This is a genomic window from Pseudomonas sp. TH34 (genome assembly GCF_016650865.1).
Classification (GTDB): Bacteria; Pseudomonadota; Gammaproteobacteria; order Pseudomonadales; family Pseudomonadaceae; genus Aquipseudomonas; species Aquipseudomonas yamanorum.
Genome location: NZ_JAEKFB010000020.1, coordinates 606,247 through 629,198, shown reverse-complemented (window position 1 = coordinate 629,198; position 22,952 = coordinate 606,247). Strand labels below are relative to the sequence as shown.

Annotated in this window: 21 protein-coding genes; 12 read left to right on the top strand and 9 right to left on the bottom strand. The window is 61.5% G+C overall.

Annotated features, from left to right (window positions below):
* Positions 1 to 47: 47 nt before the first annotated feature.
* From JFU58_RS16295 to dinG, 3 genes are all read right to left on the bottom strand, one after another.
* Positions 48 to 1,193, bottom strand: a complete 1,146-nt coding sequence (locus JFU58_RS16295; protein ID WP_093201025.1) for a serine hydrolase domain-containing protein — start codon at positions 1,191 to 1,193, stop codon at positions 48 to 50.
* Between the two features lie 92 nt (positions 1,194 to 1,285).
* Entirely contained in the window at positions 1,286 to 3,613 is a 2,328-nt protein-coding gene (locus tag JFU58_RS16290) for a beta-galactosidase (protein WP_201141150.1), read from the bottom strand.
* Positions 3,614 to 3,708: 95 nt separating this feature from the next.
* Positions 3,709 to 5,853 carry an ATP-dependent DNA helicase DinG gene (dinG, locus tag JFU58_RS16285; RefSeq protein ID WP_008432096.1) on the bottom strand — a complete coding sequence of 715 codons (2,145 nt, stop codon included), beginning with the start codon at positions 5,851 to 5,853 and terminating at the stop codon, positions 3,709 to 3,711.
* 99 nt (positions 5,854 to 5,952) lie between these two features.
* Between dinG and JFU58_RS16280 the strand changes: the two genes are divergently transcribed.
* Positions 5,953 to 6,417: a CopD family protein gene (locus tag JFU58_RS16280; RefSeq protein ID WP_063032839.1), complete on the top strand. Its 465-nt coding sequence runs from the start codon at positions 5,953 to 5,955 to the stop codon at positions 6,415 to 6,417.
* A 102-nt stretch (positions 6,418 to 6,519) separates the two neighbouring features.
* On the opposite strand, the gene JFU58_RS16275 is transcribed toward JFU58_RS16280, so the two are convergent.
* From JFU58_RS16275 to JFU58_RS16265, 3 genes are all read right to left on the bottom strand, one after another.
* On the bottom strand, positions 6,520 to 7,278 hold the full coding sequence (locus tag JFU58_RS16275) for a hypothetical protein (protein ID WP_063032842.1): 759 nt from the start codon (positions 7,276 to 7,278) through the stop codon (positions 6,520 to 6,522).
* Positions 7,271 to 7,564, bottom strand: a complete 294-nt coding sequence (locus tag JFU58_RS16270; RefSeq protein WP_201141148.1) for a DUF1145 domain-containing protein — start codon at positions 7,562 to 7,564, stop codon at positions 7,271 to 7,273. Before JFU58_RS16270 ends, JFU58_RS16275 begins: the two co-directional genes overlap by 8 nt.
* A 128-nt stretch (positions 7,565 to 7,692) precedes the next feature.
* A complete protein-coding gene (locus JFU58_RS16265; RefSeq protein ID WP_008432103.1) occupies positions 7,693 to 8,388 on the bottom strand; it encodes an OmpA family protein in 696 nt (231 codons plus the stop codon).
* Between the two features lie 180 nt (positions 8,389 to 8,568).
* On the opposite strand from JFU58_RS16265, the gene JFU58_RS16260 reads away from it, so the two are divergent.
* From JFU58_RS16260 to JFU58_RS16245, 4 genes are all read left to right on the top strand, one after another.
* Positions 8,569 to 9,066 (top strand): DUF6231 family protein, encoded by a 498-nt coding sequence (locus JFU58_RS16260; protein ID WP_177027538.1) that lies wholly within the window; start codon positions 8,569 to 8,571, stop codon positions 9,064 to 9,066.
* 4 nt (positions 9,067 to 9,070) lie between these two features.
* Entirely contained in the window at positions 9,071 to 9,541 is a 471-nt protein-coding gene (locus JFU58_RS16255) for a YchJ family protein (protein ID WP_017479381.1), read from the top strand.
* Positions 9,542 to 9,602: 61 nt separating this feature from the next.
* Positions 9,603 to 10,103: an LEA type 2 family protein gene (locus tag JFU58_RS16250; protein WP_026078214.1), complete on the top strand. Its 501-nt coding sequence runs from the start codon at positions 9,603 to 9,605 to the stop codon at positions 10,101 to 10,103.
* Positions 10,100 to 10,300: an SEC-C metal-binding domain-containing protein gene (locus JFU58_RS16245; protein ID WP_003213695.1), complete on the top strand. Its 201-nt coding sequence runs from the start codon at positions 10,100 to 10,102 to the stop codon at positions 10,298 to 10,300. The genes JFU58_RS16250 and JFU58_RS16245 overlap by 4 nt, the downstream gene beginning before the upstream one ends.
* A gap of 140 nt (positions 10,301 to 10,440) precedes the next feature.
* Here the strand turns inward: JFU58_RS16245 and JFU58_RS16240 are convergent, their stop codons facing one another.
* Together JFU58_RS16240 and JFU58_RS16235 are read right to left on the bottom strand one after the other, a co-directional pair.
* Positions 10,441 to 11,832 (bottom strand): ATP-binding protein, encoded by a 1,392-nt coding sequence (locus JFU58_RS16240; RefSeq protein ID WP_201141146.1) that lies wholly within the window; start codon positions 11,830 to 11,832, stop codon positions 10,441 to 10,443.
* Entirely contained in the window at positions 11,829 to 12,539 is a 711-nt protein-coding gene (locus JFU58_RS16235) for a response regulator (protein WP_003213692.1), read from the bottom strand. The genes JFU58_RS16240 and JFU58_RS16235 overlap by 4 nt, the downstream gene beginning before the upstream one ends.
* Before the next feature lie 196 nt (positions 12,540 to 12,735).
* Between JFU58_RS16235 and JFU58_RS16230 the strand changes: the two genes are divergently transcribed.
* The 5 genes from JFU58_RS16230 to JFU58_RS16210 all read left to right on the top strand — a co-directional run bounded on the left by JFU58_RS16230 (position 12,736) and on the right by JFU58_RS16210 (position 18,950).
* A complete protein-coding gene (locus JFU58_RS16230; RefSeq protein WP_201141144.1) occupies positions 12,736 to 15,117 on the top strand; it encodes a TonB-dependent receptor in 2,382 nt (793 codons plus the stop codon).
* 3 nt (positions 15,118 to 15,120) lie between these two features.
* The gene (locus JFU58_RS16225; protein WP_177027541.1) at positions 15,121 to 15,801 is read left to right on the top strand and encodes a Fe2+-dependent dioxygenase; all 681 of its coding nucleotides are present in this window, start codon (positions 15,121 to 15,123) and stop codon (positions 15,799 to 15,801) included.
* A 28-nt stretch (positions 15,802 to 15,829) separates the two neighbouring features.
* The gene (locus JFU58_RS16220; protein ID WP_201141142.1) at positions 15,830 to 16,945 is read left to right on the top strand and encodes an ABC transporter substrate-binding protein; all 1,116 of its coding nucleotides are present in this window, start codon (positions 15,830 to 15,832) and stop codon (positions 16,943 to 16,945) included.
* A 161-nt stretch (positions 16,946 to 17,106) separates the two neighbouring features.
* On the top strand, positions 17,107 to 18,165 hold the full coding sequence (locus JFU58_RS16215; protein ID WP_063032858.1) for a FecCD family ABC transporter permease: 1,059 nt from the start codon (positions 17,107 to 17,109) through the stop codon (positions 18,163 to 18,165).
* Positions 18,162 to 18,950: an ABC transporter ATP-binding protein gene (locus JFU58_RS16210; protein ID WP_063032860.1), complete on the top strand. Its 789-nt coding sequence runs from the start codon at positions 18,162 to 18,164 to the stop codon at positions 18,948 to 18,950. The genes JFU58_RS16215 and JFU58_RS16210 overlap by 4 nt, the downstream gene beginning before the upstream one ends.
* A gap of 5 nt (positions 18,951 to 18,955) precedes the next feature.
* Here JFU58_RS16210 and JFU58_RS16205 read toward each other — a convergent pair whose 3' ends face one another.
* Positions 18,956 to 19,507: a cysteine hydrolase family protein gene (locus JFU58_RS16205; protein WP_063032862.1), complete on the bottom strand. Its 552-nt coding sequence runs from the start codon at positions 19,505 to 19,507 to the stop codon at positions 18,956 to 18,958.
* Between the two features lie 96 nt (positions 19,508 to 19,603).
* Here JFU58_RS16205 and JFU58_RS16200 point away from each other — a divergent pair, with 96 nt between their 5' ends.
* Both JFU58_RS16200 and JFU58_RS16195 read left to right on the top strand, forming a co-directional pair.
* Entirely contained in the window at positions 19,604 to 20,248 is a 645-nt protein-coding gene (locus tag JFU58_RS16200) for a glutathione binding-like protein (protein ID WP_017479389.1), read from the top strand.
* 233 nt (positions 20,249 to 20,481) lie between these two features.
* Positions 20,482 to 22,923, top strand: a complete 2,442-nt coding sequence (locus tag JFU58_RS16195; protein WP_201141140.1) for a penicillin acylase family protein — start codon at positions 20,482 to 20,484, stop codon at positions 22,921 to 22,923.
* The last annotated feature ends 29 nt before the right edge of the window (positions 22,924 to 22,952 follow it).

Here is a 22,952-nt window from a genome sequence, read left to right as displayed (position 1 = left end):
TTTTTGTATGTGCCTTTGTAACAAAAAAACGCAAGACAGCAAGCTATTTACAGACAACCGGCCAATATTCTTACCAACTTTTGCGCCCGCGGGTCCATAAGTACATAAGGCCCCAATGTATTGGTCACAAAACCAAAGGCTACATCATGTTCCGGATCGGCAAACCCCACCGAGCCCCCTGCCCCCGGATGCCCAAAGGCCCGTGGGCCAAGGCCGAACGTGGCGTTTGGTACTTGCGGTTGATCCAACATGCAACCCAACCCGAACCGGGTTTGTGTCAATAAGGTTTTATCCGGGCCGATACTGTGTTCACGGGTCAACTCTTCAAGCATGTCGGCTTCCAGCAAACTACCGTCGAGCAGCCCACTATAAAAACCCGCCAGACTTCGTGCATTACCGTGACCATTTGCCGCTGGCTGCTGCATGCGCCGCCATTCGGGTTTATTAGTGCTGGTCAGAATAGACGGCGGATTGGTAAATGCACGGGTAGTCATCGCCATCGGCTCGCGCATCGTTACTTGAAGTAAACGCTGTGCCGCCTCATCGCCTAAATTGCCCTTGCCTCGAGCTATATGGGCAACTCGATGAAATTCTTCGTCTGCCAGGCCTACATGAAAGTCCAGGCCCAATGGCCGCGCAACCCGGGCCACGATGGACTCACCCGGCCCACGACCGTCGGCGCGACGCAGCAGCTCGCCCACCAGCCAGCCGTAGGTAATCGCCGCATAGCCATGGCCTTCTCCGAGATTCCACCACGGCGCTTCGGCGGCGAGGGCGTCGACCATCATTTGCCAGTCGTACAGCGCTTCGGCAGGCAGCGTTTCACGCAGGGCCGGTAGCCCGGCCTGGTGGCAGAGCAGATGGCGCAGGGTGATGGCTTCTTTGCCGGCTGCAGCAAATTCCGGCCAGTATTTGGCGACCGGCGCATCAAGCTGCAGCTTGCCTTCTGCTACCAGTTGCAGCGCCGTGACGGCCGTAAAGGTCTTGGTGCAGGAGAACAGGTTGGCGATGGTGTCGCTGTGCCAGGCCTCGGCACCGTCCTTGTCGGCGGTACCGGCCCACAGGTCGACAACGGTTTCGCCGCCAATCTGAATGCACAACGCGGCGCCACGCTCCTGAGGGTCGTCGAACAGCGCGGCGAAGGCTTCACGCACCGCTTCGAATTGAAGCTCGTAATGACCCTGAATCTGCACCTAAGCCCCCTCGGAAAAGTACTACAAAAAGTGGCCGACATTGTTCCAGCCATTGAGTGATTTGTGAACCCGCACTCGTCGATCCGGCACCATCAATGACCCTTGCCGGAATGCCCACCGGAATGCCCTGCGCCCGGCCCGGCAGCATTGCCGTCACGCCCCGGTTTACCGCCTTCGCCGATGTGGACCGCAGCGGCCGCCTTGGCCTTTTCGGCCTCCTTGCCCAACTGGTCGACCGCCGCCAGGTTACTTTTACGCACGCTGTCGACAAAACCCTGGAACGGCACATCGGTGATGCCCACCAGGCCGAAGTGGCCGTTTTCGCCGTCCAGCAGACGACCGGTGACCGGCTGGTCCAGATACTGGAACCAGTGCACGCCAACAATCGATGGCTCGGCCATGGCCTGCTTGAGGAAGTTGGCGTAGGCAGTCCCGCGATCCTCTTCCCGGGCCAACTGCGTCACGCCGCCCCAGAACGGGCCACGGTCCGCCGAACCGAAGTTGAACTCGGTGATCAGCACCGGCTTGTCCAAAGCCCGCAGGGCCGCAAAGTCGTAACCATCCTGTGGCTTGAGGGTGTACATGTTGAAACTCAGCACATCGCAATACTGCGCGCAGGACGCCACTGACTCCGGGGTGCTGACGGCGTAACGGCCACCCAGCAACAGTTGGTTCGGCGCGTGCCATTTCAGTGCATCGGAGATGGTCTTGAAGTAGGCATCGGCAAAGGTTTTCTGGAAGTACTTGAAGTCCGCTTCGATTTCCGGGTGCTCGGGGTTCGGCATAGGCGGCACGAAGCCCGGGTCTTCCATCAACTCCCAAGCGGGCAGTTCGATGCCCCAGGCCTTGGACAGGCCGTCCTGGTTGCGGTACTTGTCACGCAATTGCTTGAGAAACGCGCGCTTGGCCGGCACGTCGGTGGTCATGCGCAGGGTGCCGTAGGCCAAGGCGTAGCGGGATTTAGCATCATCACCGGGACCGGCCCAGGCCAGTTCGTTGTCGGCAAAGAAGCCGATCAGCCACGGGTCGTCACGGTGGTCACGGGCGGCAATCGCCACCGCACGCTCGGTGGCCATGGCGAACCGCGGGTCGAACGGGTCGGGCATGCCGCCCCACCAATCGGTACCGGTGCTGATGCTCGCGTAATCGCCGACGATCGACAGTGGCAAGGTGTAAGGCACACGGTCGGCGGTCGCCAGCTGCGGCGCACTCCAGTTGCCGACGGTGTTGAAGCCCCAGGCTTGCAGGCGGTCGAGGGTGTGGCTGACCCAGCGTTTCTGGTCGAAACCTTCAGGAGCACAGGGTGCCGGCGGCACGCACGGCTGGCCATAGGTACGTTGCAGGTTGGCGCCATAGAAGTCGTACCAGCGGCCAACATTGAAGCTGCGCCCCTGATCCGCGCCATTGCCGCTGCGGCTGTCGCCGCTTCCATAGTATTTGTCGAAAGGCTCGCCGGCCTTGGGCAGCGCGGCAAACATCCATTCGCGGCCTGCGACGTAGGTCTGGCTGTTGTCCGGGGCGACGGTGTTGACGCCCAGGGAGTAGAACGGATGGCCTTCCGGTGTCACCAGGTACCAGCGCCCGTCGCGCTTCTCGGTGCGGAAGAAGCCGCTGGCGTCAAAGGCCGGGCCCTTGTTCCAGCCGCCGTACTTGTCCAGGGACGCCTTGTCGCGCTCGGCCAGCCAGCCCTTGAGCTGTTGCTGCTCCTTGACCGCTGCGGCCCGCAACTGATCGTCACTGCTGACTTTCTCCGGCCACTTGGCACGGGTGGACTGCCCATAGGCATCCACCAGGTCGCTGTAGGTGGCCTTGAGTACCGGCTCGATATCCTGCACGCCAAAGCGCTCCAGCAGGATGCTTTGGGCGACATTGGGCTTGATCATCGACAGGGTCACCGACACGATCTGGCTGCGGTCGATCTCCCCTTCGCTGCTAGCCAGCAACACGCGCTGGCCATCGACGGTGATCGGCATCGGCGGGCCGGCCTTCATGCCCTGGCTCAGCGGCGAGTTGGCTTGCAACGGAATCAACAGCGTTTGCGCCGGGCCGGCTGGCAGGTCGATACGGCTGAACAGGGTCCGACCGTCATTGCTCTGCACCTTGACGTACAGGGTCAGCGCCCAGTCCATCGCGCTTTGGATACGCAGGCTCATCGCACCGGATTGCGACCAGTCCCAGGCACCGGTCTGCGGGCTGAGCACCACGCTTGGTTCGGCCGCCGGGTTGAAGGTAATACGGCGCAGCACTTCGCCTTCAGGGGTTTGTTCGGCGTTGTATTGCGGCAGGCTGGCGTCCTGGGTCGCTACCTTGACCACATCGGCGGGCCGTACAAAGTTGAACAGGGTTTGTTGCCCGGCAGGCGCAGCCAACAATGGCGCGGCAAACAACAAGGCAAAAACAGCGGGCAGCGTGCGAATCATGTGAACAAGGTTCTCCCAAACGGCCGGTGACTGGCCTGATGACGTGAAGCAATGGTGAGATAGACCACGAAGTGGGCGAATTCGCCCACGGGGTCTTAAGAAATTTCCCGCCGAAACGGCGGCAAAGCATTCAGGATAGCTTTCCCGTAGCGCTGGGTAACCAGACGCCGGTCAAGCAAGGTGATGGTGCCGCGGTCTTCTTCGGTACGCAGCAGGCGCCCGCAGGCCTGGACCAGCTTCAAGGAGGCGTCCGGCACCGAGATCTCCATGAACGGATTACCGCCCCGGGCTTCGATCCATTCGGCCAACGCGGCCTCCACCGGATCATCCGGTACCGAGAACGGGATCTTGGCGATCACCACGTGTTCGCAGTAAGCGCCGGGCAAATCCACACCCTCAGCGAAACTCGCGAGGCCGAACAGGACGCTGGAATCGCCGCCATCTACCCGCGCCTTATGCTTGTTCAGGGTTTCCTGTTTCGACAGGTTGCCCTGGATAAACACCTGCTTGCGCCAGTCACGGTCGAGGCCGTCGAACACGTCCTGCATCTGTTTGCGGGACGAGAACAACACCAGCGTGCCCCGGGAACCCTCTACCAATGAGGGCAGGTCACGAATGATCGCCGCCGTGTGGGCCGGCGCATCCCGTGGGTCGGCCTTGAGGTCCGGTACCCGCAGCACACCGGCGTCGGCGTGATGGAACGGGCTTGGCACCACGGCGGTGACCGCCTTTTTCGGCAGCCCGGCGCGCATGCGGAAGCGGTCGAAGGTGCCCAGGGCCGTCAGCGTCGCCGAGGTGACCAAGGCACCGTAGGCCACGTTCCACAGGTTGCGTCGGAGCATTTCCGCCGCCAGGATCGGGCTGGCGTTGACCTCGATATCAAACAACGCACCGCTTTCCGACAAAGTCAGCCAACGGGCCATGGGCGGGTTGTCTTCCGGGTCTTCGACGGTAAAGGCGGTCCACAACTCCCAGTTGCCCTGGGAGCGGGACAGCAGGCTGCCAAACAGCGGGTACCATTCTTCGGCCTGGTTGCTGGCGATGCCGATGTTGACCTCGCCGTCCATGCCTTCCTTGAGCAAATCGGTGAGGCGGGTGAACAAGTCGGTCAGGCGTGAAAAGCCCTTCTTCAGCTCGACGCCCATTTCCCGCATGTGCTCGGGGATCAGCCCGCCAACGAAACGATGGCGCGGCCGTTCGCGGCCTTCCACGTCTTCGCCGGGCTTGAAGTCTGCCACCTGCTCGCAGGCGCTGAACATGAATTGCTGCTGGGTCTTGATCTCCCGCGCCAGCTCCGGAACCTGCTCGATCAACTTGCCCAGGTCGCCGGGCAGCGGGTGCTGGGCGAGCAACTTGGTAAGGTTCTTGGCGGTGGTTTCCAGCCAGTCGGCGGTGGAGCGCAGGCGCGTGTAGTGGGCGAAGTGGCCGATGGCCTTGTCGGGCAGGTGATGGCCCTCGTCGAACACGTAGAGCGTGTCACGCGGATCTGGCAGCACGGCACCGCCGCCCAGGGCCAGGTCCGCAAGGACCATGTCATGGTTGGTGACAATAACGTCGACCTTGCCCATGCCTTCCCTGGCCTTGTAGAAGGCGCACTGGCCGAAGTTGGGGCAATGACGGTTGGTGCACTGGCTGTGATCGGTGGTCAGGCGGGCCCAGTCGGCGTCTTCCAGGGCATTGGGCCAGCTGTCGCGGTCGCCGTCCCATTTATTGCCGGCGAGTTTCTCGATCATGCTGGTAAACAGCTTCTGACTGACCTCATCGACTTCGATCTTGAAGCCTTCCTCTTCGAACAGAGAGGCAGTAGCGGTTTGCGCGTGGCCTTCCTGCAACAGCACGTCGAGCTTGGACAGGCACATATAGCGCCCACGGCCCTTGGCCAGGGCGAACGTAAAGTTCAGGCCGCTGTTACGCATCAGGTCGGGCAGGTCTTTGTAGACAATCTGCTCCTGCAGGGCGACGGTAGCGGTGGCAATCACCAGGCGCTTGCCGGCGGCCTTGGCGGTGGGGATCGCCGCCAGGCTGTAGGCCACGGTTTTACCGGTACCGGTGCCGGCCTCGACGGCCACCACGGCGGGGTCGCCACTGCGCCGACCTTCGTCGTCGGTGTCGATATCCCCGAGGACCTTGGCAACTTCGGCGATCATCAGGCGCTGGCCGTACCGCGGTTTCAAGCTCTTGGCTTCGAGAAAACGCGAGTAGGCGCCCTGGATCGTGGTTTTGAGTTCAGTGCTGATCATGGATAGTCGGGCGCAAAAAACGCTGGATAAATTTTCAGTGGTTCGGATCGGCCGCTATCATACCCCGCTAATTAATCCCGCGCAGAACGGAGTACCCCAATGACCGTCTTTAGCTTCGCTTACACCCTGCATGTACTGGCCGCCCTGATCTGGGTCGGCGGTATGTTTTTCGCCTGGATGATCCTGCGCCCCGCCGCCATGGCTGCGCTGGACGGGCCTGCCCGGCTGAAACTCTGGGTAAATGTGTTTCAACGTTTTTTCGTATGGGTGTGGGTCGCGGTGCTGGTCTTGCCGATCAGCGGTGTCGGCCTGCTGCAACTGCGCTTCAACGGGTTTGAGACCGCGCCGCGTTATGTGCAGGTCATGATGGGGTTGTATGTGGTGATGACGGCGCTGTTTATCCGGATTCAGGCGCTGAAGTTGCCGGAGCTGCGCACGGCGGTGGCGGCTGAGGATTGGCCGGCCGGGGCGGCGGCGTTGGGGCAGATTCGTAAATTGGTGGGGATTAATTTGATGGTGGGGTTGGTGCTGGTGGCGATCGCTTCGGCACGGCCAATGTTCTGAGGAGCCTAGTAGACCGCTTTCGCGAGCAAGCCCGCTCCCACATTTGGAATGCATTTCAAATGTGGGAGCGGGCTTGCTCGCGAAAGCGTCAGGCCAGTCGCCTCAGAGCCTTTGAACAGTCACAGCACCCGCAGGCCCCGCTGGCCCCGGCTGCCCTTCCAACCCGGCACGGCCTTTCTCGCCGCCATCCGCGCGGTACACCAGGCACCCCTTGGACTGCCCGCCTTTACCTGGCTTGCCCGCCGTGCCTGCCAAACCGCCGGCACCGCCGTCCACCCAGACTTTGATCTTCTCGCCAGGGAAGTCCTGCGGCAACTCCACACGGACCTGCGCGCCCGCCGCGCCCGGCAGTCCGTCGCCGCCGTTATCGCCATTGGAACCGCGCCCGGCCGAGCCCCAGGTGCAACCCGGGTCTTCGCCGTTGGCACCGTCCAGCCCGGCATAACCCTGGGCACCCGCACCACCGCGGGCATCCACCGACAATTCATCGGCCGTCAGCGAGTTAATCCGCAAGACCAAGTCACGCCCCGCCTTGGCCGGACGTTCATGGGTACCGGGAGCACCCCGTGAGGTGATCTGGCTGCCATGTTCCAGCTGCGCCTGGCGCACCTGCAGTTGCAGGGGGGTGCTGCCGGGCACAATGGCGATGCGCGCGTCGCGGCCCAGGTGCAGTTCATCCACCGTCACCTGGGTGATATTGGCGGGGATCAGCAAGGTGCCGTAATCCGCCACGTCCAGTCGCTCCAGTTGCAACACGCCACTGCTGTTGGGCAGGCGCATCAACGAGTTGGTCTCGACGCTGACACTCTGGGCCAGGGCAATGGGGCTGACCAACAGGGCCAACAGAAAAACCTTACGCATGATTGGCCTCCTTGTTTACATCATTAGTCGGTGCCGGCGTCGAAAAGCTCTGCACATGGAACATACCCACCAGCAGGATCTGCAAGCGGTCACGCCAGGGATGGGCACGGGCTTTCACACTGCCGTTGAACAACAGCAGCTCCAGAATATGGGTCAACAACAATAGGCTGCCGGCCAGATTGACCAACAGGTGGAAAGGATTGATCAGTGGAGTGAACAGATTGACCACCACCACGGCCCAAAACAGCAACGTCAAACACTTCCCCAGCCCCCAAAACACCTTCATCCCGCACGCTCCCCTTGCACATTATTCTTTGGGCGCACAGTAACGACTTCTACAGGCGTTGTGCCAGTGAAGGATTAAAAAATTGATGAAGGGGCCCCTGTGGATTCCACAGGGGCCTTGAGGTGGGGTCAGCGGTTGATCTGGATTTCCACACGGCGGTTTAGCGCACGACCGTCAGCGGTTTTGTTATCCGCCACCGGATGGCTTTCACCGGCGCCGGTCACGGAGACGAAACTGCTGCGCGGGATGCCGGAACTGACCAAGTAGTCGGTCACCGAATGAGCGCGTCGTTCAGAGAGTTTCTGGTTGTAGGCATCTTTACCGACACTGTCGGTATGCCCGCTGACGCGTAGTTGCGCACTCGGGGCCTCTTTTTTCAGGCGGGTAGCAATGACGTCGAGCTTGGTTTTGTCGGCAGCCGTGAGCTTCGCGGAGTCGAACTCGAAGTGCACGTCACGAATCACGATGGTTTCTTCCTTGACCACCACCACTTCCTCTTGAACCACCGCTACCGGCACCGGAGGGCAGCCATTGGCGTCGACCTGCACGCCTTTTGGCGTGCCAGGGCACTTGTCGCGGCTGTCCGGTACGCCGTCGCCGTCTTCATCACCATCGCCATGCACCCAGCAATAGGCGCCTGCCATGCCGCCGATCAGCAACGCGCCGTAGCCTGCATAGGAAGAGCTTTGGGTTGCACCAATGGCCGCGCCGGTCACGCCGCCGACGGCGGCACAGGTGGGCCAGTCGGTTTTTTGCAAGCCTGCGCAACCTGTCAATACTCCGGTTAGCAGAACCAAGGGTAGAGCTGTCCGCATGATGCTCATCTGACTTTCTCCTGAGGGGATCGGCGGGGGCCGACGGGTGGAGTAAAGACGGCTCTTTTCATCTGCGCCAGCGTGTCACACCCCAGTATTCATTGGGTCGAGCGGTTTATTCTCGCCGCCCGCTCTAGGCCCGCACGCTCAGGCAGGCTAGTCTCTACGGTCCTGATGTGAGGATCTTCGATGACTGCCGGTATTTCTTCCCGTACACCCCAGCAAGCGCTCGCCGCGCTGCTTGATCTTCACGCGCCCAAACGCCTGCTGTTATTGGGCGCCAGCCAGTTCCCGGCGCTTGATGCCTTTAAGGAAGCGCACCCGGATACCGTGGTGTCCTTCGCCGAGCCCGGCCCCTTGCCCGCCGACCTCGCGGCCCAGCGTTTTGACCTGGCGCTGGTGGTCGACTGCCTGGAACACCTGTCAAAACCTGCGGGCCTGACCTTGCTGGGGGGCATTCGCAACCTCAATGCCAGCCGCATTGCAGTGTTGGTGGACCTCGCCGCCTGCCACTGGAAAGACACCGATTTCTTCTCCCTGGCCCTGCAAGCCAGCGAACGCTTCCAGCGCGACGATCAGGTTTTGACGCTGTTTACCTATGATCTGCTTGACTATAAACAGGTGCCGGATTGGCTGAACGCCCGCTTCTGGGCCAACCCGCAAAACTTTGGAAAGTATTGGTGGTAACCCGATGAGTACATCCATTTGCCCCTGCGGCAGTGGCAACCTGCTGGATGCCTGCTGCGGCCATTATCACGCCGGCCACCCGGCACCCTGCGCCGAAGCGTTGATGCGTTCGCGCTACAGCGCCTACGTGCTGGGCCTGGTGGACTACCTGGTGGCGACCACCCTGCCCGCGCAACAAGCCGGGTTGGACACAGATGCCATCGGCGCCTGGAGCGCCCAAAGCACCTGGCTGGGCCTTTCAGTGGAAAGCTCCGAGGTGTTCGGCGGCCAGCCGGAACACGCCTTCGTGACCTTTACCGCACGCTGGCACGACAGCACTGGCGAACACAGCCACCGGGAGCGCTCATCTTTCGTACAGAACAATGAGCACTGGTACTTTATCGACCCGACAGTGGACGTGAAGGCTGGGCGCAATGACGCCTGCGTGTGTGGCAGCGGGCAGAAATTCAAGAAGTGCTGTTCGGGCTACCTCTGACATTCATTGATACCCGGCAGGCTCGCGCTTGCTATGCTGACTCTTCAAAGGGGGTAATGGCATGGTTTCTAAGGCGCGGGTATTCAGGACATACAGCCTTCTACTGGCATTGACGCTAGGGCTCTCTGGCTGTGCATCGTGGTTCGCCGACGACGCGCCCGCCCCCGAGGTGCGGCTGGTCAAGGTCGACCCAGTGCGGGTCAAATTGCTGGAGCAGAAGTTCAAGCTGTATTTCCGTGTGGATAACCGCGACGACAACGATCTGACCGTACGCGGCCTGGTGTACAAGGTCAGCCTGGGTCCCCTGCTGCTGACCGAAGGTGAGTCCAACGAATGGCTGACCGTACCGCCCCACAGCCACGCTTTCTTCCGGGTATCGGTGCGCACCAACCTGTGGCCACAAATCCGCGATGTGGTCGACATGCTGAAAAATCCGCGCGAGCCCGTGCCCTATCGCCTTGAAGGCGAGTTGAAAACCGGTTTATTTATCGGGAACGACGTGCAGGTGATGCGCAATGGCGAGATAATCCCCGGCGATTCTATTCCGGAGCGACATCGATGACTCAGCAACCCCATGTCCATGGTCCTGACTGCAACCACGATCACGATCACCATGATCACGACCACGGCCATGTCCACGGCCCGAACTGCGGCCACGCTCACCAGGAGCCGGTGCGCAATACGTTGAAGGACGTGGGTCGTAACGACCCTTGCCCGTGCGGCAGCGAGAAGAAATTCAAGAAGTGCCACGGGGCTTGAGTTAAGAAACCCGATTCTCGAAACACTGCACATCCAACTGTGGGAGCGGGCTTGCTCGCGAAAGCGCAGTGTCAGTCAACCTCTCTGTTACTGATACACCGCTTTCGCGAGCAAGCCCGCTCCCACATTTAGCCTGCATTTCAAGGCCAGGATTTACGTTGAAACTGCAACACCACCTCCAATCCCCCTCCTTCCCGATTGCTCAAGCTCAACCGCCCGTCATGGGCACTGGCAATCGTATGCGCGATGCTTAACCCAAGCCCGTACCCGCCGGTTTCCACATTGCGTGAGCCTTCCACCCGGTAAAACGGCTCCATCACCTGTTCCAGTTGCTCCTGGGGAATCCCCGGCCCACGATCGCTGATGACAATCTTCAAGCTATCTGCCTTGTCTTCAACCCGGACCACGACTTCACGGCCATAACGCACTGCGTTCTCCAGAAGGTTTTGCACGCAACGCTTAAGGCTTCGGGCATATCCAGGCAGCGGCTGTTTGGCCCGCCCGTCTATCGTGACCGTCTCACCCACATCCTGCAGATCGGCCTGCAAGCTTTGCAGCAAGGCGTTGATGTCGATGTTCTGGCGCTTCTCGTTGATTTCGCCGCTGCTGACAAAATCCAGGGTGCTGGAAACCATGTGCTCCATTTCTTCGAGGTCGCTGCGAAAACGCTCCTTGGTGCGGTTGTCGTCGAGCATTTCCGTACGCAACCGCAAGCGTGTGATAGGTGAACGCAAGTCGTGGGAAATCGCCGCAAGGAAGCGCGTACGTTCGGCGATATTGGCGATCAGCCGCTGTTGCATGGCGTTGAACGCCTGAGCGGCACGGCGTACTTCGGTGGGCCCATCGAGGGCCAACGGTGGCTGTTGGATGTCCCGGCCCAACGCCTCGGCAGCCTTGGCCAGGGCATTGAGCGGGCGAATGGCCAGGCGCACCGCCACCAAGGCAATAATCACCAGCACCAACACCCGCAACAGATAAATACGCATCACGTAATCGAACAGCAAGTCCATCGGCGAAGTACTGGTCCAGCCCTGTTCCTCGGTGGCCTGCACCTGCAGCCAGCGCCCGTCCGGCAAACGCAGGTCAATCAGGAATTGCCCCACCACAGGCTTGGAGCTGAGCAGGGTCGACAACCCGGCACGCTGGCCCTCGGCATCCAGCAACTTGAGACTCAGTAGATGCAGGCTCTGGGTGTAGCCGGTTCTCTCCGACAGCACTTTATTCAGCAAGCGCTCGGTGGCCTGGTCGCTGTCGCTGATGCGGCTTGTCACCTCACTGGCCTGATCACTCAGGGTCAGGCGAAAGCCCGGTGTATCGAGCAGCTTGATCAGCCCATCCGCCTGCGCCGGATCGCTGTGCACCAGCCGCACCACGTCCGCCAGCCGCGTGGCGATCAGCCGGCTGGGGATTTCCAGGACCTGGCCGTGGCGCATGTCGTACCAGATGCTGCTGGTCAGGGCCTGGGCCGCGAGCATGCCACTGACCAGGATCAGCACCAGCCGGCCAAACAGCGAACGCGGCAGCAGTTTCACGATTGCAGCGCCACGTCGTCGGCGGTGAGCATATAGCCCTCGTTGCGCACGGTCTTGATCAACCCGGCCGGCAACTGCGAGCGCAGTCGGCTGACGCACACATCAATCGAGCGGTCGAACGGCGTGCTGTCTTTGTCGAACACGTGGTTGAGCAAAAAGTCGCGGCTCAGCGGCCGGTTGGGATGCTGCAACAACAGGCGCAACACCCGGTAATCGGAGTTGCCGAGGCTCACCACCACGCCTTCCGGCGAAAGCAATTGCCGGGCCCGGGTGTCCAGCTGCCAGCCGGCAAAGCTGATGCTCGGTGCTTCATCGAGCCGCGCCCGGTCCGGAAAACTCTGCACCCGACGCAGCACCACCTTGATCCGCACCAGCAGCTCCCGCGGGTCGAACGGCTTGGGCAGGTAATCGTCGGCGCCGATTTCCAGGCCGACGATCCGGTCGATCAGCGTGCCCTTGGCGGTGAGCATGATCACCGGCGTGTTGGAACTGACGCGCAATTCGCGGCACAAACTCAGGCCGTCTTCGCCGGGCAACATCAGGTCCAGGACGATCAGGTCGATGACATTCAGCGCCAGGCGGCGGCGCATTTCCTTGCCGTCACCGGCGGTGGACACCTGGAAGCCGGCGTCACTCAGGTAGTCGCACAGCAATTGGCGGATTTGCGGGTCGTCATCAACGATCAGCAGGTGGTCTTGCTTGGCCATGGGGCAATTCGTCCGAAACTCAAAAGGCAGGAGATAGCCGAAACTTCAGCCAGGAGTACGCGCAAATGTAATGGAATGTTGTGGGAAGCGGTAATCGCGCATCCCCATTACAAAGCCACGGCGTGGCGGCCGGTATCGGTCTTTAGACTACCGAATCTAAATGAGATTAATTGTAATTTAGCCTAGGTCACTCCGAATGCCATTGCCTACCCCTCGCGCCCTGTCGCTGCAATCTACCCTTGCGCCGATGTTCGGCCTGCTTGCCGCCGGCAGCGTTTCTCCCACTGCCTGGGCCGATGCGCCGGTGGCGGCGTCGAATGATTCGGTGCTGAGCCTGCCGGAAATCAAGATCGACGGTGAAGCCACTTCCGCCTTTAAAGTCGACCGGGTGACCTCGGCAAAAATCAGCCAGCCGCTGCTGGACGCCCCGCAAAGCGTAACCATCGTCCCGCAGCAAGTGCTCAAGGAGCAAAACGCGCAGACCTTGCAGGAAGTGTTGCGCAACGTGCCGGGCATCACCTTCATGTCCGGCGAAGGCAACCTGGGTTGGGGCGACCTGTTTTCGATTCGCGGGTTTTCCTCGGAGCAGAGCCTGACCGTCGACGGTGTGCGCGATGCCGGCCAATCGACCCGCACCGACACCTTCAACCTGCAACAGGCAGAAGTGTTCAAGGGCACCGGCTCGATCGAATCCGGCGTTTCCGCGGTAGGCGGCAGCGTCAACCTGGTGAGTAAAGAGGCACACCTGGGGGATGCCAACAAACTCTCGGCCGGCATCGGCACCGACAGCTACCGCCGCCTCACCGGCGATTTCAACAAACAACTGAATGACACCACCGCCCTGCGCATCAACCTGATGAAACACTACAACCAGGTGGCCGAGCGTGACGACGTGGACTACGACCGCTGGGGCATCGCCACCTCCCTCGGCTTCGGCCTGGGCACCGACACGCGCCTGTTTATCGACACCTTCTACCAGAAGGACGACAACACGCCGGACGGCGGTGTGCCGATCCAGCGCGGCACCGACGGCGACCGCATGCCCGGCGTGAAGCGTTCGAACTGGTACGGCGATTCGCACCTGTACACCCAGCAGACCAAAACCACCTCGCTGACCACCCGCTTCGAGCATGATTTCGACTGGAACGAAGCGACCCTGAAGAACCAGACCAAGTGGGAGCGCACCGACAACTTCGCGGTGCTCTCGCCCGCGCGCTTCTTCGCTGCCAACGCCAATGGCCAGAAAACCTGCACCGGCACGCGCTGTGCGACCTTGGGCTATACCGGTGTAGGACCAATCAGCCAAGTGCCCGGCAGCACGGTAAATGCCTACCCGGGATACGCCAACAGCGGTAACACCGCCTACGGTATTTTGCGAGGGAGCGACTTCGGCCAGTCGACGCGCTACACCATTCTCGACAACCAGACCGACTTCGCCTTCAAGCTCAATACCGGCGGGCTGGAACACGCGGTGGTCAGCGGGCTCGAGTTCTATCACGAGACCTACGGCGGCCTGAAACGCAACGCCGAAGTGCCGGCCGGCGATCTGTTCTTCGACATGAACGACCCGAACCACAGCTTTGCCAGCACTGAAGTGACCAAGGGTGAAGGCCAGCCACGCTCAGTGATCGACAACGCCGGCATCTACCTGGGTGACACCATCACCCTGAATGAACAGTGGCAAGTGCTCGGCTCCCTGCGCTACGACAACTGGCAGGCCAAAACCACCCAGCGTGGCCAAGCGTCCATCGACAGCACCGACGGTGCCGTGAGCGGCCGGGTCGGCGCGGTGTACAAGCCGTTGCCTAACGGCAGCATTTACGTGTCCTACAGCGAAGCGGCACAACCGTCAGCCCTGGGCGCGTCGACCAACAACCAGATCTACGGCGCTGCGAGCACCAGCAACTACACCCCGGCCAAGTCGAAGACCTACGAAATCGGCACCAAGTGGGACATTGCCCACGACCTGCTGAACGTCACCGCCGCGATCTTCCGCACCGAACTGGACAACTCCTGGGAATACCAGGACGGCGAAAGCGCCCCGGTACGCGCCCTCCCCGCCAAGCGCGTAGACGGTGTGGAGCTGGGCCTGCAAGGCAATATCACCCCGCGCTGGACGGTGTACAGCGGGTTCTCCGCGCTGAAAAGCACCCAAACCAAAGGTGCCAACAAAGGCGAGGAAGCCAAGAACGTTCCCGACCTGACCGCCAACCTGTGGACCACCTACGCCGTCACCGACGACCTGAGCCTGAGCTACGGCGCGCAATACGTAGGACGCCGCCGCTACAGCGACAACAAATACGTCGGCGGCCTGAACAACAACAGCAGCTACGCCACCGGCCCGTCCGGCGTGTACGCGATCTACACCCGCGACCACGAAAAGGCCCCCGGCTACTGGCTCAACAACGTGGCTGCGCAATACAAGGTGAGCAAGCAGACCACGGTCAACCTCAACCTCAACAACGTGTTTAACAAGTTCTACTACAGCCAGATCGGCGCGTCCCTGGACGGCTTCCAGCTCTACGGCGTCCCGGGCGCCGGGCGCACGCTTACCGCCAGTGTCGACTATGAGTTTTAAGCCGTGCTGATCGAAATCCCGGCCCTGCTGAATGCCGAAGAAGTCGAGGTGGCCATCGCCACCCTGCTCGATCAACCGTGGGTCGACGGCAAGGTCACCGCCGGGCAGCGCTCGGCCATGGCGAAAAACAACCGGCAGCTGTCGGAAGACGACCCGGTAGCGATTCGCCTGGGTGAGCAGATTCTGTCGCGGCTGTCGGACAACGCGCTGTTCATGTCCGCCGCCCTGCCGAAGAAAATCTATCCGCCACTTTTCAACCGCTACAGCGGCGGCGAAGCCTTCGACTGGCATATCGACAATGCGATTCGCGGCCTCAAGGGCGTGCGCGAACGGGTGCGCACCGATATTTCCGCCACCTTGTTCCTGGTTGACCCGGCCAGCTACGACGGCGGCGAACTGGTGATCCGCGACACCTTCGGTGAACACGCGGTGAAGCTGCCCGCCGGGCATTTGCTGATTTATCCCGGCAGCAGTTTGCACAAGATCAACCCGGTCACCCGCGGCGAGCGCATCGCCAGTTTCTTCTGGATCGAAAGCCTGGTGCGCGAAGACAGCCAGCGCCAACTGCTGCTGGACATGGACGTGGCGATTCAACGCCTCACCGCGCAACACGCCGACGACCACGCGCTGCTGCAACTGAGCGGCGCCTATCACAACCTTTTGCGGCGCTGGAGCGATGTCTGATGCGCCGCCTTCACCTGGAGTTCTCGCCATGCTGAAACCCCGCAACTTCCTCAAGCTGGGCGCGCTGTTTGCCGTGCTGGTCCTTGGCCACGCCGAAACCGCCGCCGCCCATGAAGTCACCGACGTGCTGGGCCGCAAGGTCGACGTGCCGGACCACGTGCAGCGCGTGGTGCTCGGCGAAGGCCGCTTGATTTCGGCCTTTGCCTTGCTGGACAAAGACGCGCCGTTCCAACGGATTGTCGGCTGGCAGAATGATTTGAAGCTGCTGGACGCCCACACCTATAACGCCTACGTGGCGAAATTTCCGACGGTAAAAGACATTCCGCTGATTGGTCAGGCGTCGGAGCAAAGCGTCAGCGCCGAGGAAATCCTCTCGCTGAAACCGGACCTCGCGGTATTCAGCATTTCCGGCCACGGTCCGACCGAACACAGCCCGGTGGCGGACGTGTTGGCCAAGGCGGGCATCGCGGTGTTGTTCGTCGACTTCCGTATCAACCCGGTGCAAGGCACCCACGCCAGCATGACCGCCCTGGGCCAGGCCCTTGGCCGGGAAACCCAGGCCAAGGCGTTCCTCGACTTTTATGACCAGCACATCAAGGTGATCACCGACGCCGTCGCCACCTTGCCGACCGGTCCGCGCCCGAGCGTGTTCCTGGAACTGCTGGCCGGCGCCTGGCAGGCACCCGGCCACACCACCGGCAAGAGCGGCATGGGCGAAGTGATCAAGCTGGTGGGCGGCCGCAACATCGCCGCCGACGTAGTGCCGGGGGCGCTGGGGGACATCAGTGTCGAGTACGCGCTGAAGGCTGACCCGGATGTGTATGTGGCCACCGGCAATCACAAGCCTGGGTTGATTCTGGGTGCTGGCGTGAGCGAAGAAGATGCGCGTGGCGCGTTTGACGCCGTGCTGGCCCGGCCGGAGTTTGTGAACCTTCGGGCAATTCGTGAGGGTAATTCCCACGGCTTGTGGCATGACTTCTACAACTCGCCGTACAACCTGCTGGCGATTGAAGCGCTGGCCAAGTGGGTGCATCCGGAGTTGTTCGCGAAGCTGGATCCGAAGGCGACCATGGAAGCGATGAACCAGCAGTTCCTCGGCATGCCATTGCAGGGTGCCTACTGGATTGATGGCAGGGCCAAGTAACTAAGGCTCACAACCCATTCCCTGCCTGGACACGGTTCCTGTGGGAGCTGGCTTGCCTGCGATAGCGGTGTTGGATTCACCATCGCCATCGCAGGCAAGCCTGCTCCCACACTGACCGAGTACCGACAGGGATTTTCGTCGTTTTCAAGGCTGCGAATCCAATGACCACTCAAACCCTCGACCTCGCCACCGCCAGCGAAGGCTACCGCCACCTGCTGGCCCGTCGCTGCTGGCTGCTCGCCCTGCTGGGTGGCGCGCTGATGTGCGCGATCCTCGTGGACCTGGCCAGCGGCCCGTCGGGCATGGGCCTTGGCGCCCTGCTGGATGGCTTGCTGCACCCGGCCCACCTGAGCGCCACCGACCAGGTGATTATCTGGAACGTGCGCCTGCCCTACGCCTTGATGGCGGTGTTGGTCGGTTGTGCGCTGTCGCTGGCGGGCGCCGAGATGCAGGCGATCTTGAACAACCCGTTGGCCAGTCCGTTCACCCTGGGGGTTTCCTCGGCGGCGGCGTTGGGCGCGTCCCTGGTGATTGTGTTTCCGGTGACAACGCTGTGGGTGTCGGCCAATACGGCGATTTCCATTTCGGCATTTGTGTTTGCCGCCGCCTCGGTCTTTTTGCTGCAAGCCATGTCACGCCTACGGGGTGCCGGGGTGGAAAGCCTGGTGCTTTTCGGGATTGCCCTGGTGTTCAGTTGCAACGCGGTGGTCGCCCTGTTGCAACTGGTCGCCACCGAGGACGTGCTGCAACAACTGGTGTTCTGGACCCTGGGCAGCGTGACCCGGGCCAACTGGGACAAGCTCGGCATCCTCGCGTTGGTGGTCGCGGTGGTCATGCCCTTCTCCTTCGCTGCCGCCCCGCGCCTCACCTTGCTGCGCATGGGCGAAGACCGCGCGCAGAGCTTTGGTGTGGACGTGAAACGCCTGCGGTTTTTCTCGTTGCTGCGCATCAGCCTGCTGTCGGCCACCGCTGTGGCGTTTGTAGGAACCATCGGATTTATCGGGCTGGTAGGTCCGCATATCGCGCGGATTCTGGTGGGTGAAGATCAGCGCTTCCTGCTGCCGGCCAGCGCGCTTGTCGGTGCTTTGCTGCTGTCACTGTCGTCCATCGCCAGCAAGCTGATCATGCCCGGCGTGATCGTGCCGGTGGGCATCGTCACCGCACTGGTGGGTGTGCCGATTTTCGTGTTGCTGGTGTTCAAGCGCGGGAGGCAGTTATGAGCACGGGATTGTCGATTCAGAACGCCCACGTCAGTTATGGACGACGCCAGATTGTGCATGACCTGAGCTTGCCAACCTTGGCCCACGGCAGCCTGACCGCGTTGATCGGGCCAAACGGTGCGGGCAAGTCAACGTTGCTGCGGGCGGTGGCCGGGCTGGAAAAGATGCAGGGCGTTGTCAGATTGGGTGACCTGGACCTGACGAAAATGTCCGTCGGTGAACGTGCCCGACGCGTGACCTATATGCCGCAAAACCTTCCGCCGGGGTTGAGCCTGAGCGTGATGGAAAGCGTGATCGCCGCGTTGCGGGTGGCGAATGTCGATGGCATTCCGCTTTCAAGCGACGCATGCATGCGCCAGGCCTTTGATGCGTTGCAAAGGATTGGCATCGCTCACCTGGCGGATCAGCTATTGAGCACGTTATCCGGCGGTCAGCGGCAACTGGTCAGCCTGGCGCAACTGATTGCGCGCCGGCCACAGGTGATGCTGCTGGATGAGCCCACCAGTGCGCTGGATTTGAACTACCAGTTAAAAGTCATGGACTGCGTGCGCGGCCTGGTACGGGAACACAACCTGATCGCCGTGGTGGTGCTGCACGACATCAACCTCGCCGCGCGTTATGCCGACCATATCGCGGTGCTGCGACAAGGCCGGTTACATGCCTGTGGCCCAGCGGACGAAGTGCTGGATGCGGCGCTGTTTGCCGAAGTCTATGGCGTGCAGGTCCGTATCGAACGGTGTTCGCAACAGACGTTGCAGGTGTTGGTGGACGGCGCCGTAACCTGACCCCCCTACGGGAGGAGGGTTTCTGAAGAGATGACGGTGGCGTATTCGCCGTGGAGGTTGCCCAACGACATGGCATGTACCGCCTCCGCCGAGTGCATCTGCCCAAAAAAGTCCGGCTTGTCGAAGGTGTAGCAGGCATCTTCGATAACCCAGGTCTCAAAGCCCAGGTTGCCGGCGCTGCGGGCCGTGGCCTCCACCGAGTTATGGGTGGCCACGCCCACCAGCACCACTTGCCGAATCCCCGCCTCACGCAAACTCGCCTCCAGACTTGTCCCACAAAACGCATCCGGCACCCGCTTCTGAACCAGCTGCTCACCCGTCTGCGGAATAAAGGCGTCCTGAAACTCCACCCCCGACTGCTCAGGCCAGAACACCGACTCCGGCGAGTGGGACAAATGCTGCACATGAATCACCGGCCAACCTTCGCGCCGCCAATGCCCCAGCAACGCCAGCATGCGCGCCTCGGCGTGCGGATTATTGCGCCGCCCCAGCCTGGGATGATGAATGCCTTTTTGCTGATCAATCAAAACCAACGCTGCGCCCGCACGAATTTCCATATCGATAGACCCAAATGTTTCATTGAATTTTCGTCACCCTAACATCACCTATACCTACAGGCATTCGCTCAAGCATCACCACCCTTGGAGAGCTTCATGATCGACCTGTATTACTGGACCACCCCCAACGGTCACAAAGTGTCGTTGTTCCTGGAAGAAGCCGGTCTGCCTTACGAGGTGCACCCGATCAACATTGGTCAGGGCGAGCAGTTCAAGCCTGACTTCCTGAAAATTGCCCCCAATAACCGCATCCCGGCCATCGTCGATCAGAACCCGACCGACGGCGGCGCGCCGATTTCCCTGTTCGAATCCGGCGCGATCCTGCTGTACCTCGCGGAAAAAACCGGCAAGTTCATTCCCCAGGATCTGCGCGGTCGTCAGGAAGCATTGCAGTGGCTGTTCTGGCAAATGGGCGGACTGGGACCGATGGCCGGGCAGAATCACCACTTCAGCCAGTTCGCCCCGGAGAAGATTCCCTACGCGATCAAACGCTATGTGGATGAGACCGCCCGTCTGTATGGCGTGCTGGACCGGCGCCTGGCCGACCGCACGTTCGTGGCCGGCGATGAGTACAGCATTGCCGACATGGCGATCTACCCGTGGATCGTTTCCCACAAGTGGCAGAGCCAGAAGCTGGAAGACTTCCCACATGTAGAACGCTGGTTCAACCACATCAAGCAACGCCCGGCGACGGTGCGTGCTTATGAGCTGGTGCAGAAGGTCAATCCGCCGAAATCCTGAAGGTAAGCCGAATCAAAAATGTGGGAGCGGGCTTGCTCGCGAATGCGGTGGATCAGTCACAACTTTTTAGCTGACACACCGCTTTCGCGAGCAAGCTCGCTCCCACACTGATTTGTGCCCGACTAGAAACCTTACGCAAATCCTGAAAATAAGCATCGCCTCCCGCTTGCGTCGTTTCGCCGCGCTCACTAACGTAGCGCCTTTACTGACGCTACCCCCGCAGGAGCTTTGCCATGGCCTCGCCAGCCCTCTCACATTTTCTTCCCCGGTTCGGCGTTGCCGCGGCCATTGCCAGTGCCTTGGGCCTGGCCGGTTGCCAGTTACAAAGCACCCAAGACACCCTGCCTCCGGTTTCCGGCGTGCAGCCCATCAAGGGCCTGGCGCAGAACGTTTCCGTACGTCGCAACAGCCAGGGCATCCCGCTGATTGAAAGCAGCACCTTCCACGATGCGCTGTTCACCCTGGGCTACGTGCACGCCAGCGACCGCATCACCCAGATGGTCACCCTGCGCCTGCTGGCCCAGGGCCGCCTGGCGGAAATGTCCGGGCCGGAAGTGCTGGATGTCGACCGATTCATGCGGGCGGTCAATCTGCGTAAGAGCGCCGGCGAGCTGTACAACGCCTCGTCGCCACGCCTCAAGCGCTTCTTTGAGGTGTATGCACGCGGGGTCAACGCCTACCTGTTCCGCTACCGCGACAAGCTGCCGCCAGACCTGGCCCAGACCGGCTACAAGCCTGAATACTGGAAGCCGGAAGATTCGGCGTTGCTGTTCTGCCTGCTGAATTTCAGCGAGTCGACCAACCTGCAGGAAGAGTTGTCCTCATTGGTGCTGGCGCAGAAAGTCGGCGCCGACAAACTCGCCTGGCTGACCCCAAGCTACCCGGATGAACCGTTGCCGGTGGCCGAATCCGACAAGCTCAAGGGCATCAACCTGAGCCAGATCCCGGGCCTCGCCGCGTTGACCAGCCTCAGCGAGCACCTCGGCACCTTGAACACCCTGGGCACTTCCAGCTCCAGCAACTGGGCGATCGGCCCGCAGCACAGCCGCAGCAACAAAAGCCTTTTGGCCAATGACCTGTCGACCTCGATGCAGGCCCCGTCGCTGTGGAACTACGTGCAGATCCGTTCGCCGAAATACCAGGCCGCCGGTGTTTCGATTGCTGGCCTGCCAACCCTGCTTTCCGGCTTCAACGGTAAGGTGGCGTGGAGCATGAGCCAGGTCTCGGGCGACACCCAGGACGTATTCCTGGAGAAGGTCAAGCGCCAGGGCAACGCGCTGTACTACGAGAACAACGGCAAATGGCTGCCCGCTATCGTGCGCAACGAAACCTACTTCGCCAAGGGCCAGCGGCCGATTCGCGAAGCGGTGTACGAAACCCGCCACGGGCCACTGCTCAACAGTGCCCAATCGCTGAACAGCGGCTACGGCCTGGCCTTGCAGACCGCCGATTTCAAGGACGACAAGAGCCTGGACGCGTTCTTCGACCTGTCCCGTGCGCAAACCGCCGGTAAAGCGTCTGACGCCACCCGGGAAATTCGCGCAATTGCCTTGAACATGGTGTTCGCCGATGCCAGCAGTATCGGCTGGCAAGTGACCGGGCGCTTCCCGAACCGCCGAGAAGGCGAAGGCCTGGTGCCATCGCCGGGCTGGGACGGGCGTTTCGACTGGGATGGCTACGCCGACGCGATGCTGCACCCTTACGATCAGGACCCGACCCAAGGCTGGATCGGCACCGCCAACCAGCGCACCATTCCCCGTGGCTACGGCATGCAATTGTCCAACTCGTGGGCGGCGCCGGAACGTGCCGAACGTATCGCGCAACTGGCCGGCAACGGCAAGCACGACAGCCGCAGCATGATCGCCATGCAGTACGACCAGACCACCACGTTCGCCGCCAAGCTCAAGAGCATGTTCCAGGCGCCGGGCATGGTCCAGCCGCTGAAACAGGCGATCGACGCATTGCCAGCGGCAGACCAGGCCAAGGCGCGGGAAGCCCTGGGTCGCCTGATGGCGTTCGATGGCCGTCTCGTCTCCACCTCTGCCGACGCGGCGATTTATGAGTTGTTCCTGCAGGAAAGCGCCAAGCAGATTTTTCTCGACGAACTCGGTCCGGAAAACAGCGCCACCTGGAAAGCCTTTATCGGCAACGCCAACCTGTCGTACTCAGCGGTGGCCGACCACCTGCTGGGGCGCGAAGACAGCCCGTTCTGGAATGACGCCCGCACCGGGCAGAAAACCGACAAGCCGGCGATCCTCGCCCGCAGCCTGGCCGCCGCGATCACCGCCGGCGATAGCGCACTGGGCGCCGATCACAAGGCCTGGCAGTGGGGCAAATTGCACAGCTACACCTGGAAGAACACCAGCGGCCAGAACATTCGCGGCCCACTGGCAGCGGGCGGCGATCACAACACGCTGAACAGCGCACCGTATAGCTGGGGCCAGAGTTTCGACACGACCCAGGTGCCGGCACTGCGGATGATTGTCGACTTCGGCCAGGTGGAACCCATGATGGGCCAAAGCGGCATCGGCCAATCCGGCAACCCCGCGAGCCCGAACTATGCCAATGGCATCGACCCGTGGTTGAAAGCGCAATACCTGAGCTTCCCGATGCAGCCGCAGAACTTTGACGGGGTGTATGGGAAGACGCGGTTGACGCTGGTGCCGGGGAAATAACCCGGTTTCCCTGACTCAACCAAATCAAT

What these genes read in the sequence shown, in the direction of transcription:
- JFU58_RS16290 (WP_201141150.1), bottom strand. Translation starts at nt 3,613, where the DNA reads ATGATTCGCACGCTGCCCGCTGTTTTTGCCTTGTTGTTTGCCGCGCCA.
- dinG (WP_008432096.1), bottom strand. Translation starts at nt 5,853, where the DNA reads ATGATCAGCACTGAACTCAAAACCACGATCCAGGGCGCCTACTCGCGT.
- JFU58_RS16280 (WP_063032839.1), top strand. Translation starts at nt 5,953, where the DNA reads ATGACCGTCTTTAGCTTCGCTTACACCCTGCATGTACTGGCCGCCCTG.
- JFU58_RS16275 (WP_063032842.1), bottom strand. Translation starts at nt 7,278, where the DNA reads ATGCGTAAGGTTTTTCTGTTGGCCCTGTTGGTCAGCCCCATTGCCCTG.
- JFU58_RS16270 (WP_201141148.1), bottom strand. Translation starts at nt 7,564, where the DNA reads ATGAAGGTGTTTTGGGGGCTGGGGAAGTGTTTGACGTTGCTGTTTTGG.
- JFU58_RS16265 (WP_008432103.1), bottom strand. Translation starts at nt 8,388, where the DNA reads ATGAGCATCATGCGGACAGCTCTACCCTTGGTTCTGCTAACCGGAGTA.
- JFU58_RS16260 (WP_177027538.1), top strand. Translation starts at nt 8,569, where the DNA reads ATGACTGCCGGTATTTCTTCCCGTACACCCCAGCAAGCGCTCGCCGCG.
- JFU58_RS16255 (WP_017479381.1), top strand. Translation starts at nt 9,071, where the DNA reads ATGAGTACATCCATTTGCCCCTGCGGCAGTGGCAACCTGCTGGATGCC.
- JFU58_RS16250 (WP_026078214.1), top strand. Translation starts at nt 9,603, where the DNA reads ATGGTTTCTAAGGCGCGGGTATTCAGGACATACAGCCTTCTACTGGCA.
- JFU58_RS16245 (WP_003213695.1), top strand. Translation starts at nt 10,100, where the DNA reads ATGACTCAGCAACCCCATGTCCATGGTCCTGACTGCAACCACGATCAC.
- JFU58_RS16235 (WP_003213692.1), bottom strand. Translation starts at nt 12,539, where the DNA reads ATGGCCAAGCAAGACCACCTGCTGATCGTTGATGACGACCCGCAAATC.
- JFU58_RS16230 (WP_201141144.1), top strand. Translation starts at nt 12,736, where the DNA reads ATGCCATTGCCTACCCCTCGCGCCCTGTCGCTGCAATCTACCCTTGCG.
- JFU58_RS16220 (WP_201141142.1), top strand. Translation starts at nt 15,830, where the DNA reads ATGCTGAAACCCCGCAACTTCCTCAAGCTGGGCGCGCTGTTTGCCGTG.
- JFU58_RS16215 (WP_063032858.1), top strand. Translation starts at nt 17,107, where the DNA reads ATGACCACTCAAACCCTCGACCTCGCCACCGCCAGCGAAGGCTACCGC.
- JFU58_RS16210 (WP_063032860.1), top strand. Translation starts at nt 18,162, where the DNA reads ATGAGCACGGGATTGTCGATTCAGAACGCCCACGTCAGTTATGGACGA.
- JFU58_RS16205 (WP_063032862.1), bottom strand. Translation starts at nt 19,507, where the DNA reads ATGGAAATTCGTGCGGGCGCAGCGTTGGTTTTGATTGATCAGCAAAAA.
- JFU58_RS16200 (WP_017479389.1), top strand. Translation starts at nt 19,604, where the DNA reads ATGATCGACCTGTATTACTGGACCACCCCCAACGGTCACAAAGTGTCG.
- JFU58_RS16195 (WP_201141140.1), top strand. Translation starts at nt 20,482, where the DNA reads ATGGCCTCGCCAGCCCTCTCACATTTTCTTCCCCGGTTCGGCGTTGCC.